This is a genomic window from Pseudomonas sp. Y24-6, from assembly GCF_020295325.1.
Classification (GTDB): Bacteria; Pseudomonadota; Gammaproteobacteria; order Pseudomonadales; family Pseudomonadaceae; genus Aquipseudomonas; species Aquipseudomonas gregormendelii.
Map to the genome: position 1 here is coordinate 196,063 of NZ_JACBXG010000004.1, position 25,740 is coordinate 221,802.

Sequence of the window (25,740 nt, forward strand, 5' to 3'; positions counted from 1 at the left end):
CTTACATACGCTCCAGAGTTTCCAGACCCAAGAGTTCCAGGCCTTGCTTGAGAGTGCGACCGGTCAGCGCGGCGAGGCGCAGGCGGCTCTGCATTTGCGCCGGGGTTTCGGCGCTGAGAATCGGGCAGTTCTCGTAGAAGCTGGAGAACAGGCCCGCGACATCGTACAGGTAGGTGCACAGAATGTGCGGCGTGCCTTTGTCGCAAACGTTATTGAGCACTTCACCGAACTGCGCCAGCTTGGCCGCCAGTTCGTGCTCATGGACGGCTTCCAGGGTGATCTGGCCTTCGACTTCGCTGAAATCCTTGCCCAGCTTGCGGAACACGCCAGCCACGCGGGTGTAGGCGTACAGCAGGTACGGCGCGGTGTTGCCTTCGAAATTCAGCATCAGGTCGAAGTTGAAGCTGTAGTCGCTGGTTCGGTGCTTGGACAGGTCGGCGTATTTTACCGCGCCGATGCCCACCACCTTGGCGATGTTGCGCAGCTCGGTTTCGGCCAGCTCCGGGTTCTTGTCCTTGACCAGGGTGTAGGCGCGTTCCTGGGCCTCGGTCAACAGGTCGATCAGTTTCACGGTGCCGCCATCGCGGGTCTTGAATGGACGGCCGTCAGCGCCGTTCATGGTGCCGAAGCCCATGTGTTCCATTTCCATCGGATGGGTCACGAAGCCGGCCTTGCGGGCCACGGCGAACACTTGCTGGAAGTGGAGGGCCTGGCGCTGGTCGACGAAGTACAGGGCGCGATCAGCCTTGAGCTTGCCACTGCGATAGCGCACGGCCGCCAGGTCGGTGGTGGCGTACAGGTAGCCGCCATCGGCCTTGACGATGATCACCGGCAGCGGGTCGCCGTCGGCGTTTTTGAATTCGTCGAGGAATACGCACTGGGCGCCGTTGCTCTCCACCAGCATGCCGGCGGCCTTGAGGTCGTTGACCACATTGATCAGGTCGTCGTTGTAGGCGCTTTCGCCCATCACGTCGGCCATGGTCAGCTTGACGTTCAGCAACTCGTAGATTTTCTGGCAGTGGGACAAGGAGATGTCTTTGAACTTGGTCCACAACGCCAGGCATTCCGGGTCGCCGGCTTGCAGCTTGACCACCAGGCCGCGGGCACGGTCGGCGAACTCCTCGGATTCGTCGAAACGGCCCTTGGCGGCGCGGTAGAAGTTTTCCAGGTCCGACAGTTCATCACTGGTGATCGGGTTTTCCTGCAGATAAGCCATCAGCATGCCGAACTGGGTGCCCCAGTCGCCAACATGGTTCTGCCGGATCACGTCGTCGCCGAGGAACTCCAGGACGCGAGCCACGCCATCGCCAATGATGGTCGAGCGCAAATGGCCGACGTGCATTTCCTTGGCGAGGTTGGGTGCGGACAGGTCGACCACGGTGCGTTGGGTCGGGCCTGCCTTGCGCACACCGATGTTTGCGTCTGCCAATGCTGCGTCAAGCCGCGAGGCCAGGGCCTGGGTGTTCTGGAAAAAGTTCAGGAAGCCCGGGCCGGCGATTTCGGTCTTGGTGATGTTTTCATCGGATGGCAGCGCGGCGATGATTTTTTCCGCCAGGTCGCGGGGCTTCATGCCTGCCGGTTTGGCCAGCATCATGGCGATGTTGCTGGCGAAGTCGCCGTTCTTCTTGTCGCGGGAGTTTTCCACCTGGATCGCCGGCGACAGGCCTTCAGGCAACACACCTTCGTTGACGAGTTGGGTGATGGCTTGTTGGATCAGCTGGCGAATGGTGTCTTTCATGATGCTCTCTTTCGACCGCAAGCGCGGCAGCGCCTGGATGCGCGGGTGGAAAAACTGGGCATTATCCGTGGCGGAGACGGGCTTGCCAACTATAGCGGGCAGGTTATGGATATGCGGTGACAAAAGCGGCAAAGATCGCAGCCTTCGGCAGCTCCTGCAGAGAAGCGCAATCGGGGTAGGAGCTGCCGAAGGCTCGGGCCGCGTTCGGACGATCTTTTGACCCTCAATACAAATCGACGGGATCGACATCCAGCGACCAGCGCACCGCCCGCCCACTCGGCATCTGCTCCAGCACCAACAACCAACTGCTCAGCAGCCGATGCAGCGGCGCGCGGGCTGTCGCCTGCAACAATAGCTGCGCGCGATACCGTCCCGCGCGACGCTCCATGGGGGCGGGCACCGGCCCGAGCAGCTCAATGCCGGTCAAATTCTGCTCGGCCAGCAAACGCTCGGCCTCGCTGCATGCTTCGTCAAGAAAGCCTTCGGCCTGCCCCGGCTTGTGTGCCTCTGCGCGCAAAAGCGCCAGGTGGGCAAAGGGTGGCAGGCCCGCCGAGCGCCGCTCGCTCAATGCTTGCTCGGCAAAGGCGAAATAACCCTGCTCGGTCAGTTGCACCAGCAGCGGATGATCGGCCAGGTGAGTCTGGATGATCACCCTGCCTGGTTCCTCGGCACGCCCGGCACGCCCGGCGACCTGCACTATCAGCTGGGCCATGCGCTCGCTGGCGCGGAAGTCGCCGGAAAACAGGCCGCCGTCGGCATCCAGGATCGACACCAGGGTCACCCTGGGGAAGTGATGACCTTTGGCAAGCATCTGCGTGCCCACCAGAATGCACGGCTGGCCTTTCTGGATGGTCGCGAACAACTGGTTCATGGCGTCCTTGCGCGAAGTGCTGTCGCGGTCTACGCGCAGTACCGGCACCTCTGGAAACAAAATCGCCAGCCGCTCTTCGGCGCGCTCGGTGCCAGCCCCTACCGGGCGCAAATCCACTTTCGCGCATTTCGGGCAATGCCGAGGCACGCGTTCGACATAGCCGCAATGGTGGCAGCGCAGTTCGCCGGAGCGTTGGTGCACGGTCATTCGCGCATCACAGCGTTGGCATTCAGACATCCAGCCGCAGTCGTGGCACAGCAGAGTCGGGGCAAAACCCCGGCGGTTGAGAAATACCAATACCTGTTGCCCGGCAGCCAGGGTCTGGCCGATCGCCTGCTGCATGGGGCCGGAAATACCACTATCCAGCGGACGGCTCTTTACGTCCAGGCGCAGGAAACGCGGTTGCTTGGCGCCACCGGCGCGCTCGTTCAAGCGCAGCAACCCGTAACGGCCGGTGTAGGCATTGTGCAGGCTCTCCAGCGAAGGCGTGGCCGAACCGAGGACGATCGGGATGTTTTCCTGGCGAGCGCGCACCAGCGCCAGGTCCCGAGCGTGATAACGCAGACCTTCTTGCTGTTTATAGGAGCCGTCGTGCTCTTCGTCGATGATGATCAGCCCGGGGTTTTTCATCGGGGTGAACAGTGCCGAGCGGGTGCCGATAATAATGTCGGCATCGCCATCCCGGGCGGCGAGCCAGGCTTCGAGGCGTTCGCGGTCGTTGATCCCCGAGTGAATCAGCGCGATGCGTGCATTGAAACGTTGCTCGAAGCGCGCGAGGGTTTGCGGTCCCAGGTTGATTTCCGGGATCAGCACCAATGCCTGCTTTCCGGCTTCAAGGGTTTCGCGGATGAGTTGCAGATAGACTTCGGTTTTGCCGCTGCCTGTAACGCCCGCGAGCAGGAACGCGTGATAACTGTCGAAGCCGGCGCGAATGGCTTCATAGGCCGCACGTTGCTCGGGGTTAAGCGGCAGCTCCGGCTGGGCCAGCCAGTGTTCGTGACGGGCACCCGGGGCATGCTTGCGGATTTCCACCTGCACCAGGTCCTTGGCCAGCAGCAGATCCAGGCTGTCCTTGCTCAGCATCAGCTTGCTCAGCAGCTGGTGGGCCACGCCGTGGGGATGCTGGGCCAGGGTAGCCAGGGCCTCGCGCTGTCGCGGGGCGCGAGCGATACGCGGGTCATCGAGGCTGGCCCCGGGTGCGGCCGACCAGAAGCGCTCCTGCCGCGCTTCGGCCAGCTCACCCTGGCGCAGCAGCACGGGCAGCGCCCAGCTCAAGGTGTCGCCGAGGCTATGCTGGTAGTACTGGGAGGTCCACAGGCACAGCTTGAACAGTGCCGGCGGCAAAGGCGCGGTGACGTCGAGCAGGGCCAGGGCCGGCTTGAGCTTGTCGACAGGCACTTCGCTGGTATCGGTGACTTCTACCAGGATCCCGATCATCTCCCGCCTGCCGAACGGCACCCTCAGGCGCATGCCCGGTTGCAACTGGGCACGCAAGACCCCGGCGGGAGCACGGTAATCGAACAGGCGGCGCAGGGGCGAAGGCAGGGCTAGGCGCAAAATGGCGTCGGGCACGCGGGGGAGTCTCTGTGGGCGAGCAATAAATGCAGGCTGGGCATGAAACCTGTGTGGGCAGGCTTGCTCGCGAAAGCGTTGACTCAGACGCCATGGTGCTAACGGATACAGCGCTTTCGCGAGCAAGCCCGCTCCTGCAGGAAGGGTGCTTTAAGTCGCGAGCCTAGCAGACGGTCGGTAGAAGGGACAGCTTGCGTGATCGGGATTGTCTGGTAGAATCCGCGGCCTAATTACGTGCGGTATTCAACAATAGTGTTGAGTGGCGGCACGCTAGCCTGAGGAATACACCATGAAAGCCGATATCCATCCAGCATACGAAACCATCCAGGTAACTTGCAGCTGCGGTAACAAGTTCGAAACCCGTTCGAACCTGTGCAAGCCACTGGGCACTGACGTATGCAACGAGTGCCACCCGTTCTACACCGGTAAGCAGAAGACTCTGGATACTGGCGGCCGTGTACAGCGCTTCGCAGACCGTTTCGGCGCTTTCGGCAAGAAAGCTCCTGCTGCTGCAGAGTAAGGTTGAAACGCCCTTTGGGCCTTTCCTTGCTGTTGAAAAAGGCGTCCCTCGCGGGCGCCTTTTTTGTGTCCGCGATTTGGCTTTCCGGCGCCCAGGCCTTCTGCCCTGCACCCAGCAGCCTGGCACCGGCTCAGGTACAGCGAGTCGTCGACGGTGACACGTTGCGGCTGACCGATGGCCGCAATGTGCGGATGATCGGCCTGAACACTCCAGAGCTTGGCAAGAAAGGCCGCACTGACGAGCCCTTTGCTGTCGCGGCGCGCAAGCGTCTGGAGGCCCTGGTAGCGGCGAGCGCCGGGCGGGTCGGTCTGCTTCCCGGAAAAGAGCGTAAAGACCGCTATGGCCGAACCCTGGCCCATGTCTACGGTGCCGATGGTGCCAATCTTGAAGCGCAAATGCTTGCCGAGGGCCTGGGTTTCCAGGTGGCGGTGGCCCCTAATGTCGATCTGGCGGCCTGCCAGCAAGCCGCCGAGCAAAGTGCTCGTCAGGCCAGACTCGGGTTGTGGCGCCAGTCCCCTGTGATTGAAGCAGGGCAAATCAGAGGTTCCGGGTTTGCCGTTGTGGGTGGCGTTGTGAGCAAGGTACAGCGCAATGGCGGCGGAATCTGGATCGAGTTGCAGGATTCAGTTGTGCTGCGGGTTGCGCCCAATCTACTGAAGCGCTTCGACCTGTCGGCGCTGGAGCAACTGCAGGGCAGACAGGTCGAGGCTCGAGGTTGGGTCGTTGACAGGTCAAGACGTGGCGAACTGAAAAACGGACAGGCGCGCTGGTTATTGCCATTGAGCGATCCGGTGATGCTTCAGATGGCGCCCTGAAAAAAATTGTAGACATTTTTTCAGTCGATTGTGAACAGTCTATCCCTTGTGTTCCGTGGCTCTTGGCCCAAAGTCGTAAGGCGCGGTGCTTGACAGGGGTGACTGGTCAGTCTTGTGGGGACTTTACGAGGCGCGTATCCTCGCTGACCAGTCTGTCCAACAGTAAAAAGCGGAATGCCCCCATGTCTGATCTGAAAACTGCCGCTCTCGAATATCACGCCCATCCACGTCCAGGTAAGCTGAGTGTCGAGCTCACCAAGGCCACTGCTACCGCCCGCGACCTGTCGCTGGCCTACAGCCCCGGCGTAGCCGAACCAGTGCGCGAAATCGCCCGCGATCCTGAACTGGCCTACAAATACACCGGCAAGGGCAACCTGGTTGCAGTGATTTCCGACGGCACCGCGATTCTGGGCCTGGGTAACCTGGGTCCATTGGCTTCCAAGCCAGTGATGGAAGGCAAGGGTGTACTGTTCAAGCGCTTCGCCGGCATCGACGTTTTCGACATCGAAGTCGACTCCGAAAGCCCGCAAGCCTTCATCGACACCGTCAAGCGCATCTCCATCACTTTCGGTGGCATCAACCTGGAAGACATCAAGGCACCTGAATGCTTTGAGATCGAGCGCGCGCTGATCGAACAGTGCGACATTCCAGTATTCCACGATGACCAGCACGGCACCGCGATCGTTACTGCGGCCGGCATGATCAACGCACTGGAAATCGCCGGCAAGACCCTGGCAGAAGCCAAGATCGTCTGCCTGGGCGCCGGTGCGGCCGCCATCTCCTGCATGAAATTGCTAGTGAGCATGGGCGCCAACATCGAAAACATTTATATGGTTGACCGTACCGGTGTAATCCACTCCGGCCGTGACGACCTGAACCAGTACAAGGCCGTGTTTGCCCACGCTACCGAAAAGCGCACCTTGGCTGACGCCCTGGCCGGTGCTGATGTGTTCGTGGGCCTGTCTGGTCCGAACCTGTTGAGCGCTGAAGGCCTGAAATCCATGGCGGCCAACCCGATCGTGTTCGCGTGCTCGAACCCTGATCCGGAAATCTCCCCGGAACTGGCGCACGCTACCCGTGACGACGTGATCATGGCCACCGGCCGTTCGGACTACCCGAACCAGGTCAACAACGTACTGGGCTTCCCGTTCATCTTCCGCGGTGCCCTGGACGTTCGCGCCAAGCGCATCAACGAAGAAATGAAAGTGGCGGCTGCCAATGCCCTGCGTGAACTGGCCAAATTGCCGGTGCCTCAGGAAGTGTGTGACGCCTATGGCGGCATCAAGCTGGAATTCGGTCGTGAGTACATCATCCCTAAACCAATGGATGCTCGCCTGATCACCGTCATCTCCGATGCCGTGGCCAAGGCCGCGATCGAGACCGGCGTAGCGACCCTGCCGTATCCGAAGAACTACCCGCTGAAAAGCGTGGATGATGTGTTCAACGGCTAAGCCGTAGTACTCAGGAAAACCCGGTCAGTGGCCGGGTTTTTTATTGCCCGGACAATCAAAGGATCACAGCCTTCGGCAGGTCCTGCGGGAGATCACGTTCCCCTGTAGGCGCTGCCGAAGGCTGCGATCTTTTGATCCTGGCTGTAAAAAAGCCCCGCGCTTCTCTCGAAGGCGGGGCTTTTGGTTTGCGCTAATAGATCAGAACAAATCGATCGGCGCACCTTCATCCGCAGGCAACGGGCTGCCTGGCGCAGAACCGCTTCCCAGCTCGCTGCCGGTCGGTGGCGTATCTTCGGCCTTGAACAGCTCGAAGTAGGCGCCAGGCGTGCCTGGCGAGGCTGCCCGGCCGCTGACCGGGTCAACCCGCAGGCTCAGGATGCCTTCCGGTTCAGGTTGGGTGTGCGGCGGCTTGTCCTTTAGCGCGGCGGCCATGTAGTTCATCCAGATCGGCAGTGCTACGGTGCCGCCGAATTCCTTGCGACCCAGGCTCTCAGGTTGGTCGAAGCCGGTCCAGACGGTGGTCACGTAGTCGGCGTTGTAGCCGGAGAACCAGGCGTCCTTGGATTCGTTGGTGGTACCGGTTTTGCCTGCAATGTCACTGCGGCCCAAAGCCAGTGCGCGGCGACCGGTGCCGCGTTTGATCACGTCTTCGAGCATGCTGTTGAGAATATAGGTGGTGCGGCCATCGACGATGCGTTCAGCCACTGCAGGTGACTGCGCAGGCTGGGTACTTGAGGCGTCCGCAGGCGTTGCATTGACCGTGAAAGCGCTGGCCGCTGGTGCCGCGATGCCATCGCTGACGACTTCGCCCTTGGGCACGCTTGGCGGGTTGGCAGCGAACAGCAGGTCACCGTTACGGCTCTCGACCTTTTCGATCAGGTACGGGCTCACTTTATAGCCGCCGTTGGCAAAGGTGCTCCAGCCGGTGGCAATTTCCATTGGCGTCAGGGTCGCGGTGCCCAGGGCCAGGGACAGGTTGCGCGGCAAGTCTTCTTTCTTGAAGCCGAACCTGCTGATGTAGTCGATGGTACGGTCGATACCCAATGCCTGCACCAGGCGGATCGACACCAGGTTGCGCGACTTGTACAGGCCTTCACGCAGGCGAATCGGGCCGAGGAACGTGTTGGTGTCGTTCTTCGGGCGCCAGACCTTGTCCAGGTATTCGTCAACGAACACGATCGGTGCATCGTTCACCAGGCTGGCGGCGGTGTAGCCATTATCCAGCGCGGCGCTGTAGACGAACGGCTTGAAACTCGAGCCTGGCTGACGCTTGGCTTGCATGGCGCGGTTGTAATTGCTCTGTTCGAAAGCAAAACCACCTACCAGCGAGCGAATGGCGCCGTTTTGCGGGTCGAGGGACACCAGTGCGCCCTGGGCCTGGGGAATCTGGCTGAACTTCAGCGAGTTGTCAGGCTGGCGCTGCACGCGCACCAGGTCGCCGACCTGGGCTACATCAGCTGGCTGCTTGGGATTGGCGCCCATGCTGTTGGTATTGAGGAACGGTCGCGCCCATTTCATCGTGTCCCAGCTGACGTGCTCCTCGCCGGTGCGGGTCAGCACCTGCAGGCCGTTCTTGTCGACCTGGATGACGATGGCCGGCTCGAGGCTGCTGATGGTGCGTTGCTTGGTCAGTTCGGTTGCCCAGGCTTCGCGGGTTTTGCCCGGCAGGCGCGATTCAGGGCCGCGATAACCGTGGCGCTGATCGTAAGTGATCAGGCCTTCGTGAAGCGCCGTGTTGGCCATTTCCTGCAGGTTGCTTGGCACCGTGGTGGTCACGCGGAACCCTTCGGTATAAGCGTCGCTGCCATAGCGGCCGACCATTTCGGCGCGGGCCATCTCGGCAATGTAGGGGGCGTTCACTTCCGGTGTCGGGACGTGATAACTGGCGTTGAGCGGCTCGTTGATCGCGGCGGTGTAGTCGGCTTCGGTGATCTTGCCCAGCTTGTACATGCGGCCCAGGATCCAGTCACGCCGCTCTTTGCTGCGCGCCGGGTTGGCCAGCGGATTGAAGCGCGAAGGGGCCTTGGGCAGGCCCGCAATCATCGCCATCTGCGCCAGGCTGACGTCACGGATCGACTTGCCGTAGTACACCTGCGCAGCGGCTTCGATGCCATAGGCGCGGTTACCCAGGTAGATTTTGTTAACGTACAGCTCGAGGATCTCGTCCTTGGTCAGCTGGCGTTCAATTTGCAGGGCCAGGAGAATTTCGGTGGTCTTGCGTGAGAAGCTGCGCTCGCTGGTCAGGAAGAAATTCTTTGCCACCTGCATGGTGATGGTGCTGCCGCCGGACTGGATATGGCCGCTCTTCACCAGCTGGGTGGCGGCACGCATCAGGCTGCTCGGATCGACGCCATAGTGGTTGGCGAAGTTATCGTCTTCAGCGCTTAGCAACGCATTAATGAAATTCGGCGGAATGTCGGCGAAACGGATCGGAGTCCGGCGCATTTCGCCGAATTCTGCAATCAACTTGTCGTCACTGCTGTATACCCGTAGCGGAATCTGCAACTGAATGCTTCTCAGTGCCTCCACAGACGGCAATCCGGGGCTAAGGTAAAGATAGGCGCCACTCAGACTCAGGAGCAGTCCGCAGAAAACGGCGACGACGGACCAACCGAAAAATTTCAGCAGACGAATCAAGGCGTTTGGATATCCAGGCAAAGAATGAATTTGACGCCAGGGACTGGTGAAAAGAGTAATGTCCCGAGCTTGGAGTAAAAACTGGTAAAAAATCGCTGGGCATTATAAGCATTTTTCCGTCGCGGGGCGTCATTTGCGCTGTTGTCAAGACGGGCGGGTTGAACGCAATGGACATTACAGAGTCCGTAACTCACGGATAGTCATAGGGAATGGGTAGTGCTAGGACTCTTCAATAAAAAGGCCAACACGCTTCTGGGGATCGACATCAGCTCCACGTCGGTGAAGCTTCTGGAGTTAAGTCGTCAAGGCGAGCGCTACCGGGTTGAGGCCTATGCAGTCGAGCCGCTGCCCGCCAATGCAGTCATCGAAAAGAATATCGCTGAACTCGAAGGTGTCGGGCAGGCATTGTCGCGCGTGCTGATCAAGGCCAGGACCAATCTCAGGAATGTGGCGGTGGCGGTGGCCGGTTCGGCGGTGATCACCAAGACAATCGAGATGGATGCCGGCCTCTCCGACGACGAGCTGGAAAACCAGCTGAAGATCGAGGCCGATCAATACATTCCCTATCCCCTGGACGAAGTCGCCATCGACTTCGAAGTCCAGGGGCCTTCGGTGCGAAACCCGGCACGAGTCAATGTGCTGCTGGCCGCCTGCCGCAAGGAAAATGTCGAAGTCCGTGAGGCTGCCCTGGCACTGGCCGGCCTTACCGCGCGGGTGGTCGATGTCGAGGCCTATGCGCTGGAGCGCTCGTTCGGCCTGCTGACTGGCCATCTGGCCAGCCCCCAGGGGCAGTTGACCGTGGCCGTGGTCGACATCGGTGCAACCATGACCACCCTCAGTGTTTTGCACAAGGGGCGAATTATCTACACCCGCGAGCAGTTGTTCGGGGGGCGTCAGTTGACCGAAGAAATCCAGCGTCGCTACGGCCTGACCCTTGAGCAGGCAGGGCTGGCGAAAAAACAGGGTGGCCTGCCGGACGATTACGTCAGTGAGGTGTTGCAACCGTTTCGCGAGGCGCTGGTGCAACAGGTCTCCCGTTCGTTGCAGTTTTTCTTCGCGTCTGGCCAATACAATGCGGTCGACCACATTCTGCTGGCCGGCGGCACGGCGTCAGTTCCGGGGCTGGACCGCTTGATCGAGCAGCGCCTGAATACGCCGACCCAGGTGGCCAACCCATTTTCCGACATGACCCTGAGCAGCAAGGTCAACGCCGGTGCCCTGGCCAGTGATGCGCCGGCACTGATGATCGCTTGCGGGCTGGCACTCAGGAGTTTTGACTGATGGCGCGGATCAATCTTCTACCCTGGCGCGAGGAACTGCGCGAGGAACGCCGCAAACGCTTCCTGGTGACCCTCGTTGGGGTCCTGGTAGGCTCCGTGGGGGCGGTGCTGATTGCGGACCAGGTCATCACAGCGGCCGTTGACCGTCAGCTCGCACGCAACGATTACATCGGCAAGCAGATTGCCGTAGTCGATGAGCGGATCAAGCAGATCAGCGACTTGAAGGCACGCCGCCAGCAGCTCATCGAGCGCATGCGTATCATCCAGGACCTGCAGGGCAATCGGCCAATCAGCGGGCGGATATTCGACCAGCTGGCGCGCACCTTGCCGGACGGGGTGTATTTCACCGAAGTCAAAATGGTCGGCACTACCTTGTCCATTACCGGTGCTGCCGAGTCCAATAATCGCGTGTCTGACCTGATGCGCAATCTTGACGGCTCCGACTGGTTCGATGCCCCCAGCCTGACCGAGGTCAAGGCCACTACGGCGGGTCAGCTCGACCAGGCGAACATCTTCCAGTTGACGGTTCGACAGACCCAGCCCGCCGCTGTGGAGGACGGTCAATGAGTCCATCGGAATGGTTTGCCGGACTGCGCAACGTTGATATCAACGACTTGGACACCAACAACATCGGCTCATGGCCGCCGGCGATCAAGGCGATCGCGGGTGGGCTGCTGATGGTGCTGGTACTGGCCCTGGGGTATCACTTTTACCTCAGCGACCTGGAAACCCAGCTGGACAGCAAGCGTGAGGAGGAGCTGACACTCAAGGAGCAATTCACCTCCAAGGCCCGCATGGCCGCCAATCTCGAGCTGTACACCCAGCAGATGAAAGAGATGGAAAACTCCTTTGGCGTGTTGCTGCGCCAACTGCCCAGCGACACCGAGGTGCCGGGCCTGCTGGAGGACATCACTCGCACCGGGCTCGGGAGTGGGCTGGAGTTCGAAGAGATCAAGTTGCTGCCGGAAGTTACCCAGCAGTTCTACATCGAACTGCCGATCCAGATCACCGTGACCGGGGCCTATCACGACCTGGCGACCTTCGTCAGCGGTGTGGCCGGCCTGCCCCGGATCGTCACGCTGCATGACTTCGACATTGCTGCGGCCGACCCGGATGGCGGGACGAAGTTACGCATGAGTATCCTCGCCAAGACCTACCGCTATAACGACAAGGGGGCGCCGAAATGAGCCCGATCCGTTGTTTGGCCATGGTGCTCGTCGTGCTCGGGTTGGCCGGCTGTGGGAAGGGCGACGACGTCAGCGACCTCGATGCCTACATGAACGAAGTTCGCCTGCGCCCACCGGGGAAGATAGAGCCAACGCCGATTTTCCGCTCCTACCCGACGTTCACCTACAGCGCCGCCAACCTGCGAAGCCCGTTTTCCCGGCAGGTCAGGGTGGACCTGGCTGGCCAGAAGCACGGCTCGCGTAACGTCAAGCCTGATCCTGCCCGGGCCAAGCAGTACCTGGAAGGTTTCAACATCGAGCAGTTTGAAATGGTCGGCACGATTTCCAATGCAACCGGCTCCTTTGCGCTGCTGCGCGGGGCTGGCGGCGTGCATCGACTGAAAGTCGGTGACTACCTTGGGCGCAACGATGGGCGCATTGTCGCCATCAGCGGCTCACAGGTCGACGTGATCGAAATCGTCCCCGACGGCCAGGGAGCCTGGCTGGAACGGCCGCGAACCATACCTTTGAAAGAGCATTCATAGTGGGACTCGAATCATGAACAGGATTTTCTCAGCCCTCGGTATTTCGCTATGGATAGCGCTGCTTTCGCCGATGGCACAAGCGGCCAATCTGAAGACGCTGGACGTTGCCGCACTGCCTGGGGACCGGATCGAGTTGAAGCTGTCGTTCGATGGCACGCCTCCCACGCCCAAGGGCTACACCACCGAGTCACCGGCGCGGATCGCACTCGACCTGCCCGGGGTGGTCAGCCAGCTGTCGAGCAAGACCCGCGACCTGGGTGGCGGCAATGCCCGCAGTGCCACGGTGGTGGAAGCCAAGGACCGGACGCGTCTGATCATCAACCTGACGCAGTTGTCCCCCTACACCTCGCGGGTCGAAGGCAACACCCTGTTTGTGGTTGTCGGCCAGGGCGCGAGCAAGGCTGCATCGCGACCGGTCGCCAGCGCGCCGCGTGCCGTCACTTCGCCGGCCCCGGCGAAAGCCTACGCGCCGGTAGCCAAGGCTATTCGCAGCGTTGACTTCCAGCGTGGCACCCAGGGCGAGGGCAATGTGGTCATCGACCTGTCCGATCCATCCATCGCCCCGGACATTCAAGAGCGCGAGGGCAAGATCATCCTTGGCTTCGCCCGAACCCAGCTGCCAGAGTCCCTGCGAGTCCGCCTGGACGTGAAGGATTTCGCCACGCCGGTGCAATTCGTTAATGCCAGTGCCACCGGGGACCGTGCGACCATCAGCATCGAACCCAGTGGCGCGTTCGACTACTCGACCTATCAGACCGACAACAAGCTCACCGTCAGCATTCGGGCGATGACCGTCGACGACCTGCAAAAACGCAATGCCGAACGCTTCGCCTACAGTGGCGAGAAACTTTCGCTGAATTTCCAGGACATCGATGTGCGCTCGGTGCTGCAGTTGATTGCCGACTTCACCAACCTCAATCTGGTGGCCAGTGACACGGTCCAGGGCGGCATTACCCTGCGCCTGCAAAATGTGCCGTGGGACCAGGCGCTGGACCTGGTGCTGAAGACAAAGGGCCTGGACAAGCGCATGGTCGGCAACGTCTTGCTGGTTGCGCCGGCGGAGGAAATTGCCGCTCGCGAGCGCCAGGAGCTGGAGTCGCAAAAGCAGATCGCCGAACTGGCCCCCCTGCGTCGCGAGCTGCTGCAGGTCAACTACGCCAAGGCTGCCGATATCGCCAAGCTGTTCCAGTCGGTCACCAGTGCCGAAGCGAAAGTCGACGAGCGTGGTTCGATCACCGTCGATGAGCGCACCAACAACATCATTGCCTACCAGACCCAGAATCGTCTCGACGAACTTCGTCGCATCGTGGCGCAGCTGGATATTCCGGTGCGTCAGGTGATGATCGAGGCGCGAATTGTCGAGGCCAACGTCGATTACGACAAGAGTCTCGGCGTGCGCTGGGGTGGTTCGGTGCAGAAGGGCAACTGGAACTCCTCGGGGGTCAACGGCTCGTCCACCACTATTGGTACACCGGGCAGCACGGGCACCAATTCGCCTTTCGTCGACCTGGGCACCTCGGCTAATACCTCGGGAATCGGCATCGCGTTCATTACCGATAACGTGTTGCTCGACCTGGAACTGACGGCGATGGAAAAAACCGGCAACGGCGAAATCGTCTCGCAACCCAAGGTCGTCACCTCCGACAAGGAAACCGCGAAGATCCTCAAGGGCACCGAGATTCCGTATCAGGAAGCCAGTTCCAGCGGTGCCACATCCGTGTCCTTCAAGGAGGCATCGCTGTCGCTGGAAGTGACCCCGCAGATCACCCCGGACAACCGGATTATCATGGAGGTCAAGGTCACCAAGGATGAGCCGGATTACCTGAACAAGGTGCAGGACGTACCGCCGATCAAGAAAAACGAGGTCAATGCCAAGGTGTTGGTCAACGATGGCGAGACCATCGTCATCGGTGGCGTTTTCTCAAATACTCAAAGCAAGGTTGTAGATAAGGTGCCATTTCTCGGCGATGTGCCGTATCTTGGCCGCCTTTTCCGGCGTGACGTGGTTTCGGAGAAAAAATCCGAGCTGTTGGTGTTTCTCACACCGCGTATCATGAATAACCAGGCGATTGCTGTGAGTCGTTGATTCTGTGCGAAATTTGATTCTTGTAGGACCGATGGGGGCTGGAAAAAGCACCATCGGCCGGTTACTGGCCAAAGAGCTGCGCCTGCCGTTCAAAGATTCCGACAAGGAAATTGAATTGCGCACGGGCGCCAATATCCCATGGATTTTCGATAAGGAAGGCGAGCCAGGCTTCCGTGATCGCGAGCAGGCGATGATTGCCGAGCTGTGCGCGTGCGATGGCGTGGTGTTGGCGACCGGCGGCGGTGCAGTCATGCGCGAAGCCAATCGTCGGGCGCTGCATGCCGGTGGTCGGGTCGTGTACCTGCATGCTTCCGTCGAGCAGCAGGTGGGGCGAACGTCCCGCGACCGCAATCGGCCGCTATTGCGCACGGCAGATCCGGCCAAGACCCTTCGGGATCTGCTGGCGATTCGCGATCCGCTCTATCGGGAAATCGCCGATCTGGTGGTGGAAACCGATGAGCGGCCGCCGCGAATGGTGGTGCTGGATATTCTCGAACGCTTGCAGCAACTGCCTCCCCGTTAAAGCGCGGCGCGAAATGCGCTATCCTCGGCCTCCAGTCGCCGCCGCTCTGGAGTGTGGCGGATGGCTACCGAACGGCGTCACACCAACAGAGGCCGCGGACATCGATAATTCAAGGCACGATGCCTGATTCCATCTTCACTGTGGGGACACATGCAGACACTCAAGGTCGATCTAGGCGAGCGCAGCTACCCGATTCATATTGGCGAAGGTTTGTTGGATCAGCCTGAGCTGCTGGCCCCGCATATTCGCGGACGGCAAGTGGCGATCATTTCCAACGAGACTGTCGCGCCGCTCTATCTCGAACGTCTGACCCGCAGCCTGGGGCAATTCTCGGTCATTTCCGTGGTGCTGCCCGACGGCGAAGCCTTCAAGACCTGGGAAACCCTGCAACTGATCTTCGACGGGCTGCTGACGGCACGTCACGATCGCCGCACCACCGTGATCGCCTTGGGCGGCGGGGTGATTGGTGACATGGCCGGTTTTGCCGCCGCCTGTTATCAGCGTGGTGTCGATTTCATTCAGGTCCCGACCACGCTGCTGTCGCAAGTCGACTCCTCGGTGGGCGGCAAGACCGGTATCAACCATCCATTGGGCAAGAACATGGTCGGCGCCTTCTATCAGCCGAACGTGGTGCTGATCGACACGACCTCCCTGAACACTTTGCCGGCCCGCGAACTCTCTGCCGGGCTGGCTGAAGTGATCAAATACGGGCTGATCTGCGACGAGCCATTCCTCACCTGGCTCGAAGAGAACGTCGATCGCCTGCGCGCCCTGGACCAGACTGCCCTGACTTACGCGATTCAGCGCTCCTGTGCAGCCAAGGCTGCCGTGGTGGGCGCCGACGAGAAGGAAACGGGCGTACGCGCCACGTTGAACCTGGGGCATACCTTCGGCCACGCCATCGAAACGCATATGGGCTATGGTGTGTGGCTGCATGGTGAGGCGGTGGCTGCTGGCACTGTAATGGCGCTGGAAATGTCCGCACGCCTGGGCTGGATCAGCGAGCAGGAGCGTGATCGTGGCATCCGTCTGTTCCAGCGCGCCGGCCTGCCGGTTATCCCGCCTGAAGAGATGACTGAAGCCGATTTTCTCGAACACATGGCAATTGACAAGAAAGTGATCGACGGTCGTTTGCGCCTGGTGCTGCTGCGCCACATGGGCGAAGCGGTGGTGACCGACGATTATCCGAAAGAGGTTCTACAGGCCACGCTGGGAGCGGATTACCGCGCCCTGGCTCAGCTTAAAGGTTAATAAGATCCCGATGACTAGTTTGCACGCCGACGAGGCTTTCCTCGGCCATTACCAGTTGAGTCACGACCCTTTCGCTCCGCGGGTACCTGGCTTCAAATTTTTCCCTGCCCAGCGCAAGCCGGTGCTGGGACAACTGCATCACCTGGCGCGCTATAGCCAGTTGCTGCTGGTGGTCACTGGCCCGCAAGGCAGCGGCAAGACCCTGTTGCGCCAGGCCCTGGTGGCCAGTACCAACAAGCAATCGGTGCAGAGTGTGGTGGTTTCCGCCCGCGGTGCCGGTGATGCCGCCGGCGTGCTGCGCCAGGTGGCCCAGGCGCTGAATGTCGCCCAGCCGGAAATCGGCTCGATCCTGTCACAGGTCGTACAGCTGGCCTTGACCGGGCAGGAAGTCTATCTGCTGGTGGATGACGCCGAGCAGCTTGACGAGTCAGCGCTGGAAGCCTTGCTGGCACTGGCCGCGGGTGCTCCCGAAGGCCGTCCGCATGTGTTCCTGTTCGGCGAGTCGTCGTTGATTGCCCAACTCGATGCGTTGAGCCTTGAAGAAGAGCGCTTTCACGTCATCGAATTGCAGCCTTACACCGAAGAGGAAACCCGCGAGTATCTGGATCAGCGGCTCGAAGGCGCTGGCCGGGGTATCGAACTTTTCACCGCTAATCAGATCTCTGATATTCATGAAAGCTCCGACGGTTGGCCTGGCAATATCAACCAGGTCGCCCGCGATGCGATGATCGAAGCCATGATTGCCAGCCGCTCAGCGGTCAAGCGTCCAAGTATGGGGTTCAACATGCCGAAGAAACACGTATTGGCGATTTCCGCCGTAGTCGTGGTCGCGGTAGCCGCCGCCTGGTTGATGCCAGGTCGCAGCAAAGCACCGACCACTGGCGCTCCTGCCAACGAGCAGGCGCAATTGCCGCTCGGCGAGGGTGCACCGCAACCTAACAGCAACGGTGCTCCAGCCGTGGAGTTCGCCGGTAATTCGCAGCCGATGCCGTTGCCGCTTGTCGGCAACTCGCAACCGGTCATGCGTGGCCCGCTGGCCGAAGCGGCGGGTGGCATCACTGAAGGTGACGATGGCGTGCCGGTTGAAGGCTCCAGCGCCACACCGCCGACCGTGACCACTTCTGCGCCGCCGGCCGGAATCCAGCCTGGCCCAGCGCCGACGCCGGCCGCCAAGCCTGCGCCCGCACCGACCCAGGTGGCCACTGCCAAGCCGGCTCCCGCACCTGTCGCCAAACCCGCGCCTGTGCCGGCCAAACCTGCCGCCGTGGCGACCGCCAAGCCTGCCGAGAAACCGGCCGCTACCGCTGCCAAAGGCGCTGGTGGTACCTGGTACGCCGGGCAACCGACCAGCAACTACGTGGTGCAGATCCTTGGCACCAGCTCCGAAGCGTCTGCGCAAAACTTCGTGAAAGAGCAGGGCGGCGAGTACCGTTATTTCAAGAAAGTGCTCAACGGCAAGCCGCTGTACGTCATCACCTACGGTAACTTCGCCAACCGTGATGCAGCCCTTAGCGCCATCAAGGCCTTGCCAGCGAAGGTTCAGGCTGGTAAACCTTGGCCTCGCACTGTCGCCAGCGTCCAACAGGAACTGGCAACAACTCGCTGAAGATTCGGCGGCCTTACCCAGGCCGCCTCTCCCGGCACCTCAATATTTCCGCCTGTGCGCGCCTTCTCTACAGATCGCGTGCCTTGTGGTGTCTGCGTCACAGTAGTCTTTGAGTGGTTGCGGTCAAAAATCAAAAAAGTTTTGACTAGCACAGCATATCGCTTTAAACCTTTCACAAATGCGACATAGATTTGCGACAGTTCGTCGTCAAATTTGTGAGCCTCTGTGTCGGTGTGTACAATGACCTCCCTTTTGCTCCCGCAAAGCTGGCGTACGTTCGGCGCGGGTCGCAAGTGGTTGAATTGAAAAGAAATTTGCCTCGATAAGAGGCAGCCTGGTGAGAAAGTGTCTATGAAAGCAGGTCTGTACCAACCAGATGAATTCAAGGATAACTGCGGTTTCGGCCTGATAGCCCATATGCAGGGCGAGCCCAGTCATACCCTTTTGCAAACGGCCATCGAGGCCCTGACCTGCATGACCCACCGCGGTGGGATCAACGCCGACGGCAAGACCGGTGACGGTTGCGGTCTGCTGATTCAAAAGCCGGACGTGTTCCTGCGAGCGATCGCCCAGGAAACATTCGGCGTCGAACTGCCCAAGCAATATGCGGTGGGCATGGTGTTCTTCAATCAGGACCCGGTCAAAGCCGAAGCCGCACGCGAGAACATGAACCGCGAGATCCTGGCGGCGGGCCTGCAACTCGTCGGCTGGCGCAAAGTGCCGATCGACACCAGCGTCCTCGGCCGCCTGGCCCTTGAGCGCCTGCCGCAGATCGAGCAAGTGTTCATCGGCGGTGAAGGCCTGAGCGATCAGGACATGGCGATCAAGCTGTTCAGTTCCCGTCGTCGTTCGTCCGTGGCCAACGCTGCCGACACCGATCACTACATCTGCAGCTTTTCCCACAAGACCATTATCTACAAAGGCCTGATGATGCCGGCGGACCTCACCGCCTTCTATCCAGACCTGAGCGACCAGCGCCTGCAAACCGCGATTTGCGTGTTTCACCAGCGCTTCTCCACCAACACCCTGCCGAAATGGCCGCTGGCGCAACCGTTCCGCTTCCTGGCGCACAACGGTGAAATCAACACCATCACCGGCAACCGCAACTGGGCCGTGGCACGTCGTACAAAGTTTGCCAACGACCTGATGCCCGATCTGGAAGAGCTCGGCCCGCTGGTCAACCGCGTCGGTTCAGATTCTTCCAGCATGGATAACATGCTCGAACTGATGGTAACCGGTGGCATCGACCTGTTCCGTGGTGTGCGGATGATCATTCCGCCTGCGTGGCAGAACGTCGAGACCATGGACCCGGATCTGCGTGCGTTCTACGAATACAACTCGATGCACATGGAACCGTGGGACGGCCCGGCCGGCGTGGTAATGACCGACGGTCGTTACGCGGTGTGCCTGCTCGACCGCAACGGTTTGCGTCCGGCGCGTTGGGTGACCACCAAGAACGGTTTCATCACCCTGGCCTCGGAAATCGGCGTCTGGAACTACCAGCCTGAAGATGTCATCGCCAAGGGCCGCGTTGGTCCGGGCCAGATCTTTGCCGTGGACACCGAAACCGGGCAGATCCTCGACACCGACGCCATCGACAACCGCTTGAAGTCGCGTCATCCGTACAAGCAATGGCTGCGCAAGAATGCCCTGCGCATCCAGGCAACCATGGAAGATAACGACCACGGCTCGGCGTTCTACGACGTTGACCAGCTCAAGCAATACATGAAGATGTATCAGGTCACGTTCGAAGAGCGCGACCAGGTGCTGCGACCGCTTGGCGAGCAAGGTTATGAAGCCGTCGGCTCGATGGGCGACGACACGCCGATGGCCGTGCTGTCCCAGCGCGTGCGCACGCCGTACGACTATTTCCGCCAGCAATTCGCACAGGTCACCAACCCGCCGATCGATCCGCTGCGGGAAGCCATCGTCATGTCGCTGGAAATCTGCCTCGGTGCCGAGCGCAACATTTTCCAGGAGTCGCCGGAACACGCTTCGCGCGTGATCCTCAGCTCGCCGGTCATTTCCCCGGCCAAGTGGCGTTCGCTGATGAACCTCGATCGTCCGGGCTTCGAACGCCAGATCATCGACCTTAACTACGACGAAAGCGTCGGCCTCGAAGCGGCGATCCGCAACGTTGCCGACCAGGCTGAAGAAGCTGTGCGCGCCGGTCGTACCCAGGTTGTGCTGAGTGACCGGCACATTGCCCCTGGCAAGTTGCCGATCCACGCTTCGCTCGCCACCGGCGCGGTACACCACCGCCTGACCGAGAAAGGCCTGCGTTGCGACTCCAACATCCTGGTGGAGACCGCGACTGCGCGCGATCCGCACCACTTCGCAGTGTTGATCGGTTTCGGCGCCTCGGCGGTCTATCCGTTCCTGGCCTACGAAGTGCTGGGCGACCTGATCCGTACCGGTGAAGTGCTGGGCGACCTCTATGAGGTGTTCAAGAACTACCGCAAAGGCATCACCAAAGGTCTGTTGAAAATCCTGTCGAAGATGGGTATCTCCACCATTACCTCGTACCGCGGTGCGCAGCTGTTCGAAGCCATCGGCCTGTCCGAAGAAGTGTGCGAGCTGAGCTTCCGTGGCGTGCCAAGCCGCATCAAGGGTGCGCGTTTCGTCGACATCGAAGCCGAGCAGAAAGCCCTGGCTGCCGAAGCCTGGAGCCCGCGCAAGCCAATCCAGCAGGGCGGTTTGCTGAAGTTCGTCCACGGTGGCGAATATCACGCGTACAACCCGGACGTGGTCAACACCCTGCAAGCCGCTGTGCAGCAGGGCGACTACAGCAAGTTCAAGGAATACACGGCGCTGGTGGACAACCGTCCGGTGTCGATGATTCGCGACATGTTCAAGGTCAAGACCCTGGACACGCCGCTGGACATCAGCGAGATCGAACCGCTGGAATCGGTGCTCAAGCGCTTCGATTCCGCGGGCATCTCCCTCGGTGCATTGTCGCCGGAAGCTCACGAAGCCCTGGCTGAAGCGATGAACCGCCTTGGTGCGCGTTCCAACTCCGGCGAAGGCGGCGAAGACCCGGCGCGCTACGGCACCATCAAGAGCTCGAAAATCAAGCAGGTGGCGACTGGTCGCTTTGGTGTGACCCCGGAATACCTGGTCAACGCTGAAGTGCTGCAGATCAAGGTCGCCCAAGGCGCCAAGCCCGGCGAAGGCGGTCAACTGCCAGGTGGCAAGGTCAACGGCCTGATCGCCAAGCTGCGCTACGCAGTGCCGGGCGTGACCCTGATCTCGCCGCCGCCGCACCACGACATCTACTCGATCGAAGATTTGTCGCAGCTGATTTTCGACCTCAAGCAAGTCAATCCGAAGGCGCTGGTCTCGGTGAAGCTGGTAGCAGAAGCCGGCGTCGGCACCATTGCTGCCGGTGTGGCCAAGGCCTATGCGGACTTGATCACTATCTCCGGCTACGACGGCGGCACCGGCGCATCGCCGCTGACCTCGATCAAATACGCGGGCGCACCGTGGGAACTCGGCCTGGCCGAAACCCACCAGACCCTGCGTGGCAACGACCTGCGCGGAAAAGTGCGGGTACAAACCGACGGCGGCCTGAAAACCGGGCTCGACGTGATCAAGGCCGCAATCCTCGGCGCTGAAAGCTTTGGCTTCGGTACCGCGCCAATGATCGCCCTGGGCTGCAAATACCTGCGCATCTGCCACCTGAACAACTGCGCCACCGGCGTCGCGACCCAAAACGAGAAGCTGCGCAAGGATCACTACATCGGCACCGTCGACATGGTGGTGAACTTCTTCACCTACGTCGCCGAAGAAACCCGTGAGTGGCTGGCCAAGCTGGGCGTGCGCTCCCTCGAAGAGCTGATCGGTCGTACCGATCTGCTGGACATCCTCGAAGGCCAGACCGCCAAGCAGCAACACCTGGACCTGACCCCGTTGCTCGGCAGCGATCACATCCCGGCGGACAAGCCTCAGTTCTGCCAGGTTGAGCGCAACCCGCCGTTCGACAAAGGTTTGCTGGCCGAGAAAATGGTCGACATGGCCACCTCTGCCATCAACGACAAGAGCGGCGCCGATTTTGCCCTGGACATCTGCAACTGCGACCGTTCGATCGGCGCACGGATCTCCGGCGAAATCGCGCGCAAGCATGGCAACCAGGGCATGGCGAACGCGCCGATCACCTTCCGCTTCAAAGGAACGGCCGGTCAGAGCTTCGGTGTGTGGAACGCTGGCGGCTTGAACATGTACCTGGAAGGCGATGCCAACGACTACGTCGGCAAGGGCATGACCGGTGGCAAACTGGTCATCGTGCCGCCCAAGGGCAGCATCTACAAGACTCAGGACAGTGCCATCATCGGCAACACCTGCCTGTATGGCGCCACCGGTGGCAAACTGTTCGCCGCCGGTACTGCGGGCGAGCGTTTTGCCGTGCGTAACTCCGGTGCTCATACCGTAGTCGAAGGCACGGGCGATCACTGCTGCGAGTACATGACCGGCGGTTTCGTCTGCGTCCTGGGCAAGACCGGCTACAACTTCGGTTCAGGCATGACCGGCGGTTTCGCCTACGTGCTCGACCAGGACAACAGCTTCGTTGACCGGGTCAACCACGAACTGGTGGAAATCCAGCGCATCAGCGGCGAAGCGATGGAAGCCTATCGCAGCCACCTGCAGCGCGTGCTCGACGAATACGTCGCGGAAACCGACAGCGAATGGGGTCGTAACCTCGCTGAAAACCTCGATGACTATCTGCGTCGTTTCTGGCTGGTCAAGCCCAAGGCTGCCAACTTGAAATCGTTGCTTTCCAGCACCCGTGCCAACCCGCAGTGATATGCGCCTGAAGAGTTTGATGAGGTTTTAACAATGGCTGAACGTCTGAATAATGACTTCCAGTTCATCGAGGTCGGGCGCAAGGATCCGAAGAAGAAACTGTTGCGTCAACGCAAGAAAGAGTTCGTGGAGATCTACGAACCTTTCAAACCCCAGCATTCGGCCGATCAGGCCCACCGCTGCCTGGGTTGCGGTAACCCGTATTGCGAATGGAAGTGCCCGGTGCACAACTTCATTCCGAACTGGCTGAAGCTGGTGGCCGAGGGCAACATCCTCCAGGCCGCCGAACTGTCGCACCAGACCAACACACTGCCGGAAGTGTGCGGGCGAGTGTGCCCGCAGGATCGTCTGTGCGAGGGTGCGTGCACCCTCAACGACGGCTTCGGCGCAGTGACCATCGGCTCGGTCGAGAAATACATCACCGATACCGCGTTCGCCATGGGCTGGCGCCCGGACATGTCCAAGGTCAAGCCGACCGGCAAGCGTGTTGCGATTATCGGCGCGGGCCCGGCCGGTCTGGGCTGTGCCGACGTACTGGTGCGTGGCGGCGTGACCCCGGTGGTATTCGACAAGAACCCGGAAATCGGCGGCCTGCTGACCTTCGGTATTCCCGAGTTCAAGCTGGAAAAGACTGTGTTGAGCAATCGTCGCGAAGTCTTCACTGGCATGGGCATCGAGTTCCGCCTGAACACCGAAGTGGGCAAGGACGTGACCGTCGAGCAACTGCTTGAAGAATACGATGCCGTGTTCATGGGCATGGGCACCTACACCTACATGAAGGGCGGCTTTGCCGGTGAGGACCTGCCGGGCGTGCATGACGCGCTCGACTTCCTGATTGCCAACGTTAATCGCAACCTGGGCTTTGAAAAGTCGCCGGAAGATTTCGTCGACATGAAAGGCAAGAAGGTGGTGGTGCTGGGTGGCGGCGACACGGCGATGGACTGCAACCGTACGTCGATTCGCCAGGGTGCCAAATCGGTGACCTGTGCCTATCGTCGCGACGAAGCCAACATGCCGGGCTCGCGCAAAGAGGTGAAGAACGCCAAGGAAGAGGGCGTGAAATTCCTCTACAACCGCCAGCCGATCGCCATTGTCGGTGAAGACCGCGTCGAAGGCGTGAAAGTGGTTGAGACCCGTCTCGGCGAACCGGACGCCCGTGGCCGTCGCAGCCCCGAGCCGATCCCGGGCTCCGAAGAAATCATCCCGGCCGACGCCGTAGTGATCGCCTTTGGTTTCCGCCCTAGCCCGGCGTCTTGGTTCGAACAGCACAGCATCCAGACCGACAGCCAGGGCCGCGTTGTGGCCCCGGAGCAAGGTCAGTACAAACACCAGACCAGCAACCCGAAAATCTTCGCCGGTGGCGATATGGTTCGCGGCTCTGACCTGGTGGTGACGGCGATCTTCGAAGGCCGCAACGCCGCCGAAGGGATTCTGGATTACCTGGGCGTTTAACCGTATTCCAACATTGGAATGCAACTCCTGTGGGAGCTGGCTTGCCAGCGATAGCATCGCCTCGGTCTAATTGAACGACCGAGGTGTCCGCATCGCAGGCAAGCCAGCTCCCACAGTGTTTTTTGGTGTGGCCAAAACCGCACTCCAGCGCGACAAATTGACCCGATAGACAAAAGGCTGACCTGCAACCGTGCCTTTTGCCTCGCGCTCTGAGAAAATGCCCGCACTTTTTTTCCGGATGCCGACATGACTGCCCTGAAGAACGACCGTTTCCTTCGCGCCCTGCTCAAGCAACCCGTAGACGTCACGCCTGTGTGGATGATGCGTCAGGCCGGTCGCTACTTGCCGGAATACCGCGCCAGCCGTGCCAAGGCCGGTGATTTCATGAGCCTGTGCATGAACCCGGAGTTCGCTTGCGAAGTCACCATGCAGCCGCTCGACCGCTATCCGCAACTGGACGCGGCGATCCTGTTCTCCGACATCCTGACCATTCCTGACGCCATGGGCCAGGGCCTGTACTTCGAGACGGGCGAAGGTCCGCGCTTCAAGAAAGTCGTCAGCACCCTGGCCGACATCGAAGCCCTGCCGATTCCTGACCCGCATAAAGACCTCGGCTACGTCATGGACGCGGTCAGCACCATCCGCCGCGAACTGAACGGCCGTGTGCCGCTAATCGGCTTCTCTGGCAGCCCATGGACCCTGGCCACCTACATGGTCGAAGGCGGCTCGTCGAAAGACTACCGCAAGACCAAAACCATGCTCTACGACAATCCGCAGGCCTTGCACCTGTTACTGGACAAGCTGGCTCAGTCGGTCACCAGCTACCTCAACGGCCAGATCATGGCCGGTGCCCAGGCGGTGCAGATCTTCGATAGCTGGGGCGGCAACCTCTCGGCGGCGGCTTACCAGGAGTTCTCCCTGGCCTACATGCGCAAGATCGTCAGCGGCCTGATCCGCGAACACGAAGGTCGCAAGGTACCAGTCATCCTGTTCACCAAGGGTGGGGGGCTGTGGCTTGAAAGCATCGCCGATGCCGGCGCTGATGCGCTGGGTCTGGACTGGACCTGTGACATCGGCAGTGCCCGTGATCGCGTCGGCGGCAAAGTTGCGCTGCAGGGCAACATGGACCCGACCGTGCTCTACGCCAAGCCTGAAGCCATTCGTACCGAAGTCGGACGGATTCTGGCCAGCTACGGCAAGGGCAGCGGGCACGTATTTAATCTCGGCCATGGCATTACACCGGAGGTCAATCCGGAACACGCCGGCGCGTTCCTGCGCGCGGTGCATGAGTTGTCGGCGCAGTATCACGAGTAATCGTCGCCCAATAAAAAGCGCCCGGCTGATGCCGGGCGTTTTTGTTTGGAACACGATCAAAAGATCGCAGCCTGCGGCAGCTCCCATACTGTAGGAGTTGCCGAAGGCTGCGA

At 60.6% G+C, this 25,740-nt stretch carries 17 protein-coding genes; 14 read left to right on the forward strand and 3 right to left on the reverse strand.

The window, feature by feature from the left end; all coding sequences use genetic code 11:
* Position 1 precedes the first annotated feature (1 nt).
* Both argS and HYI44_RS09745 read right to left on the reverse strand, forming a co-directional pair.
* Positions 2–1,738 carry an arginine--tRNA ligase gene (argS, locus tag HYI44_RS09735; RefSeq protein ID WP_045061947.1) on the reverse strand — a complete coding sequence of 579 codons (1,737 nt, stop codon included), beginning with the start codon at positions 1,736–1,738 and terminating at the stop codon, positions 2–4.
* Between the two features lie 223 nt (positions 1,739–1,961).
* Complete coding sequence (locus HYI44_RS09745) at positions 1,962–4,181, reverse strand: primosomal protein N' (protein WP_122841482.1); 2,220 nt, start codon at positions 4,179–4,181, stop codon at positions 1,962–1,964.
* Between the two features lie 289 nt (positions 4,182–4,470).
* Here HYI44_RS09745 and rpmE point away from each other — a divergent pair, with 289 nt between their 5' ends.
* The 3 genes from rpmE (at position 4,471) to HYI44_RS09760 (ending at position 6,967) form a co-directional block, all read left to right on the forward strand.
* Positions 4,471–4,701, forward strand: coding sequence for a 50S ribosomal protein L31 (rpmE, locus tag HYI44_RS09750; protein WP_029296053.1), 231 nt, complete (start codon positions 4,471–4,473; stop codon positions 4,699–4,701).
* A 26-nt stretch (positions 4,702–4,727) separates the two neighbouring features.
* A complete protein-coding gene (locus HYI44_RS09755; RefSeq protein WP_122841673.1) occupies positions 4,728–5,516 on the forward strand; it encodes a thermonuclease family protein in 789 nt (262 codons plus the stop codon).
* 182 nt (positions 5,517–5,698) lie between these two features.
* The gene (locus tag HYI44_RS09760; RefSeq protein WP_045061943.1) at positions 5,699–6,967 is read left to right on the forward strand and encodes a malic enzyme-like NAD(P)-binding protein; all 1,269 of its coding nucleotides are present in this window, start codon (positions 5,699–5,701) and stop codon (positions 6,965–6,967) included.
* 198 nt (positions 6,968–7,165) lie between these two features.
* On the opposite strand, the gene HYI44_RS09765 is transcribed toward HYI44_RS09760, so the two are convergent.
* Positions 7,166–9,601, reverse strand: coding sequence for a penicillin-binding protein 1A (locus HYI44_RS09765; protein ID WP_412548480.1), 2,436 nt, complete (start codon positions 9,599–9,601; stop codon positions 7,166–7,168).
* Positions 9,602–9,820: 219 nt separating this feature from the next.
* On the opposite strand from HYI44_RS09765, the gene HYI44_RS09770 reads away from it, so the two are divergent.
* The 11 genes from HYI44_RS09770 to hemE all read left to right on the forward strand — a co-directional run bounded on the left by HYI44_RS09770 (position 9,821) and on the right by hemE (position 25,627).
* Positions 9,821–10,885, forward strand: coding sequence for a pilus assembly protein PilM (locus HYI44_RS09770; protein WP_045061941.1), 1,065 nt, complete (start codon positions 9,821–9,823; stop codon positions 10,883–10,885).
* Positions 10,885–11,451: a PilN domain-containing protein gene (locus HYI44_RS09775; protein WP_201147806.1), complete on the forward strand. Its 567-nt coding sequence runs from the start codon at positions 10,885–10,887 to the stop codon at positions 11,449–11,451. The genes HYI44_RS09770 and HYI44_RS09775 overlap by 1 nt, the downstream gene beginning before the upstream one ends.
* Entirely contained in the window at positions 11,448–12,071 is a 624-nt protein-coding gene (gene pilO, locus HYI44_RS09780; protein WP_201147807.1) for a type 4a pilus biogenesis protein PilO, read from the forward strand. The genes HYI44_RS09775 and pilO overlap by 4 nt, the downstream gene beginning before the upstream one ends.
* Entirely contained in the window at positions 12,068–12,595 is a 528-nt protein-coding gene (locus HYI44_RS09785; protein ID WP_122841486.1) for a pilus assembly protein PilP, read from the forward strand. The genes pilO and HYI44_RS09785 overlap by 4 nt, the downstream gene beginning before the upstream one ends.
* Positions 12,596–12,608: 13 nt before the next feature.
* Positions 12,609–14,681, forward strand: coding sequence for a type IV pilus secretin PilQ (gene pilQ / locus HYI44_RS09790; RefSeq protein WP_122841487.1), 2,073 nt, complete (start codon positions 12,609–12,611; stop codon positions 14,679–14,681).
* Between the two features lie 4 nt (positions 14,682–14,685).
* Positions 14,686–15,204, forward strand: coding sequence for a shikimate kinase AroK (aroK, locus tag HYI44_RS09795; protein WP_045061936.1), 519 nt, complete (start codon positions 14,686–14,688; stop codon positions 15,202–15,204).
* 150 nt (positions 15,205–15,354) lie between these two features.
* On the forward strand, positions 15,355–16,455 hold the full coding sequence (aroB, locus tag HYI44_RS09800; RefSeq protein WP_122841488.1) for a 3-dehydroquinate synthase: 1,101 nt from the start codon (positions 15,355–15,357) through the stop codon (positions 16,453–16,455).
* A 10-nt stretch (positions 16,456–16,465) separates the two neighbouring features.
* Positions 16,466–18,061 carry an AAA family ATPase gene (locus tag HYI44_RS09805; RefSeq protein WP_225569302.1) on the forward strand — a complete coding sequence of 532 codons (1,596 nt, stop codon included), beginning with the start codon at positions 16,466–16,468 and terminating at the stop codon, positions 18,059–18,061.
* A gap of 351 nt (positions 18,062–18,412) precedes the next feature.
* Positions 18,413–22,861 carry a glutamate synthase large subunit gene (gene gltB / locus HYI44_RS09810; protein WP_122841489.1) on the forward strand — a complete coding sequence of 1,483 codons (4,449 nt, stop codon included), beginning with the start codon at positions 18,413–18,415 and terminating at the stop codon, positions 22,859–22,861.
* 33 nt (positions 22,862–22,894) lie between these two features.
* The gene (locus HYI44_RS09815; RefSeq protein WP_045061932.1) at positions 22,895–24,313 is read left to right on the forward strand and encodes an FAD-dependent oxidoreductase; all 1,419 of its coding nucleotides are present in this window, start codon (positions 22,895–22,897) and stop codon (positions 24,311–24,313) included.
* Positions 24,314–24,559: 246 nt separating this feature from the next.
* A complete protein-coding gene (gene hemE / locus HYI44_RS09820; protein WP_122841490.1) occupies positions 24,560–25,627 on the forward strand; it encodes a uroporphyrinogen decarboxylase in 1,068 nt (355 codons plus the stop codon).
* The last annotated feature ends 113 nt before the right edge of the window (positions 25,628–25,740 follow it).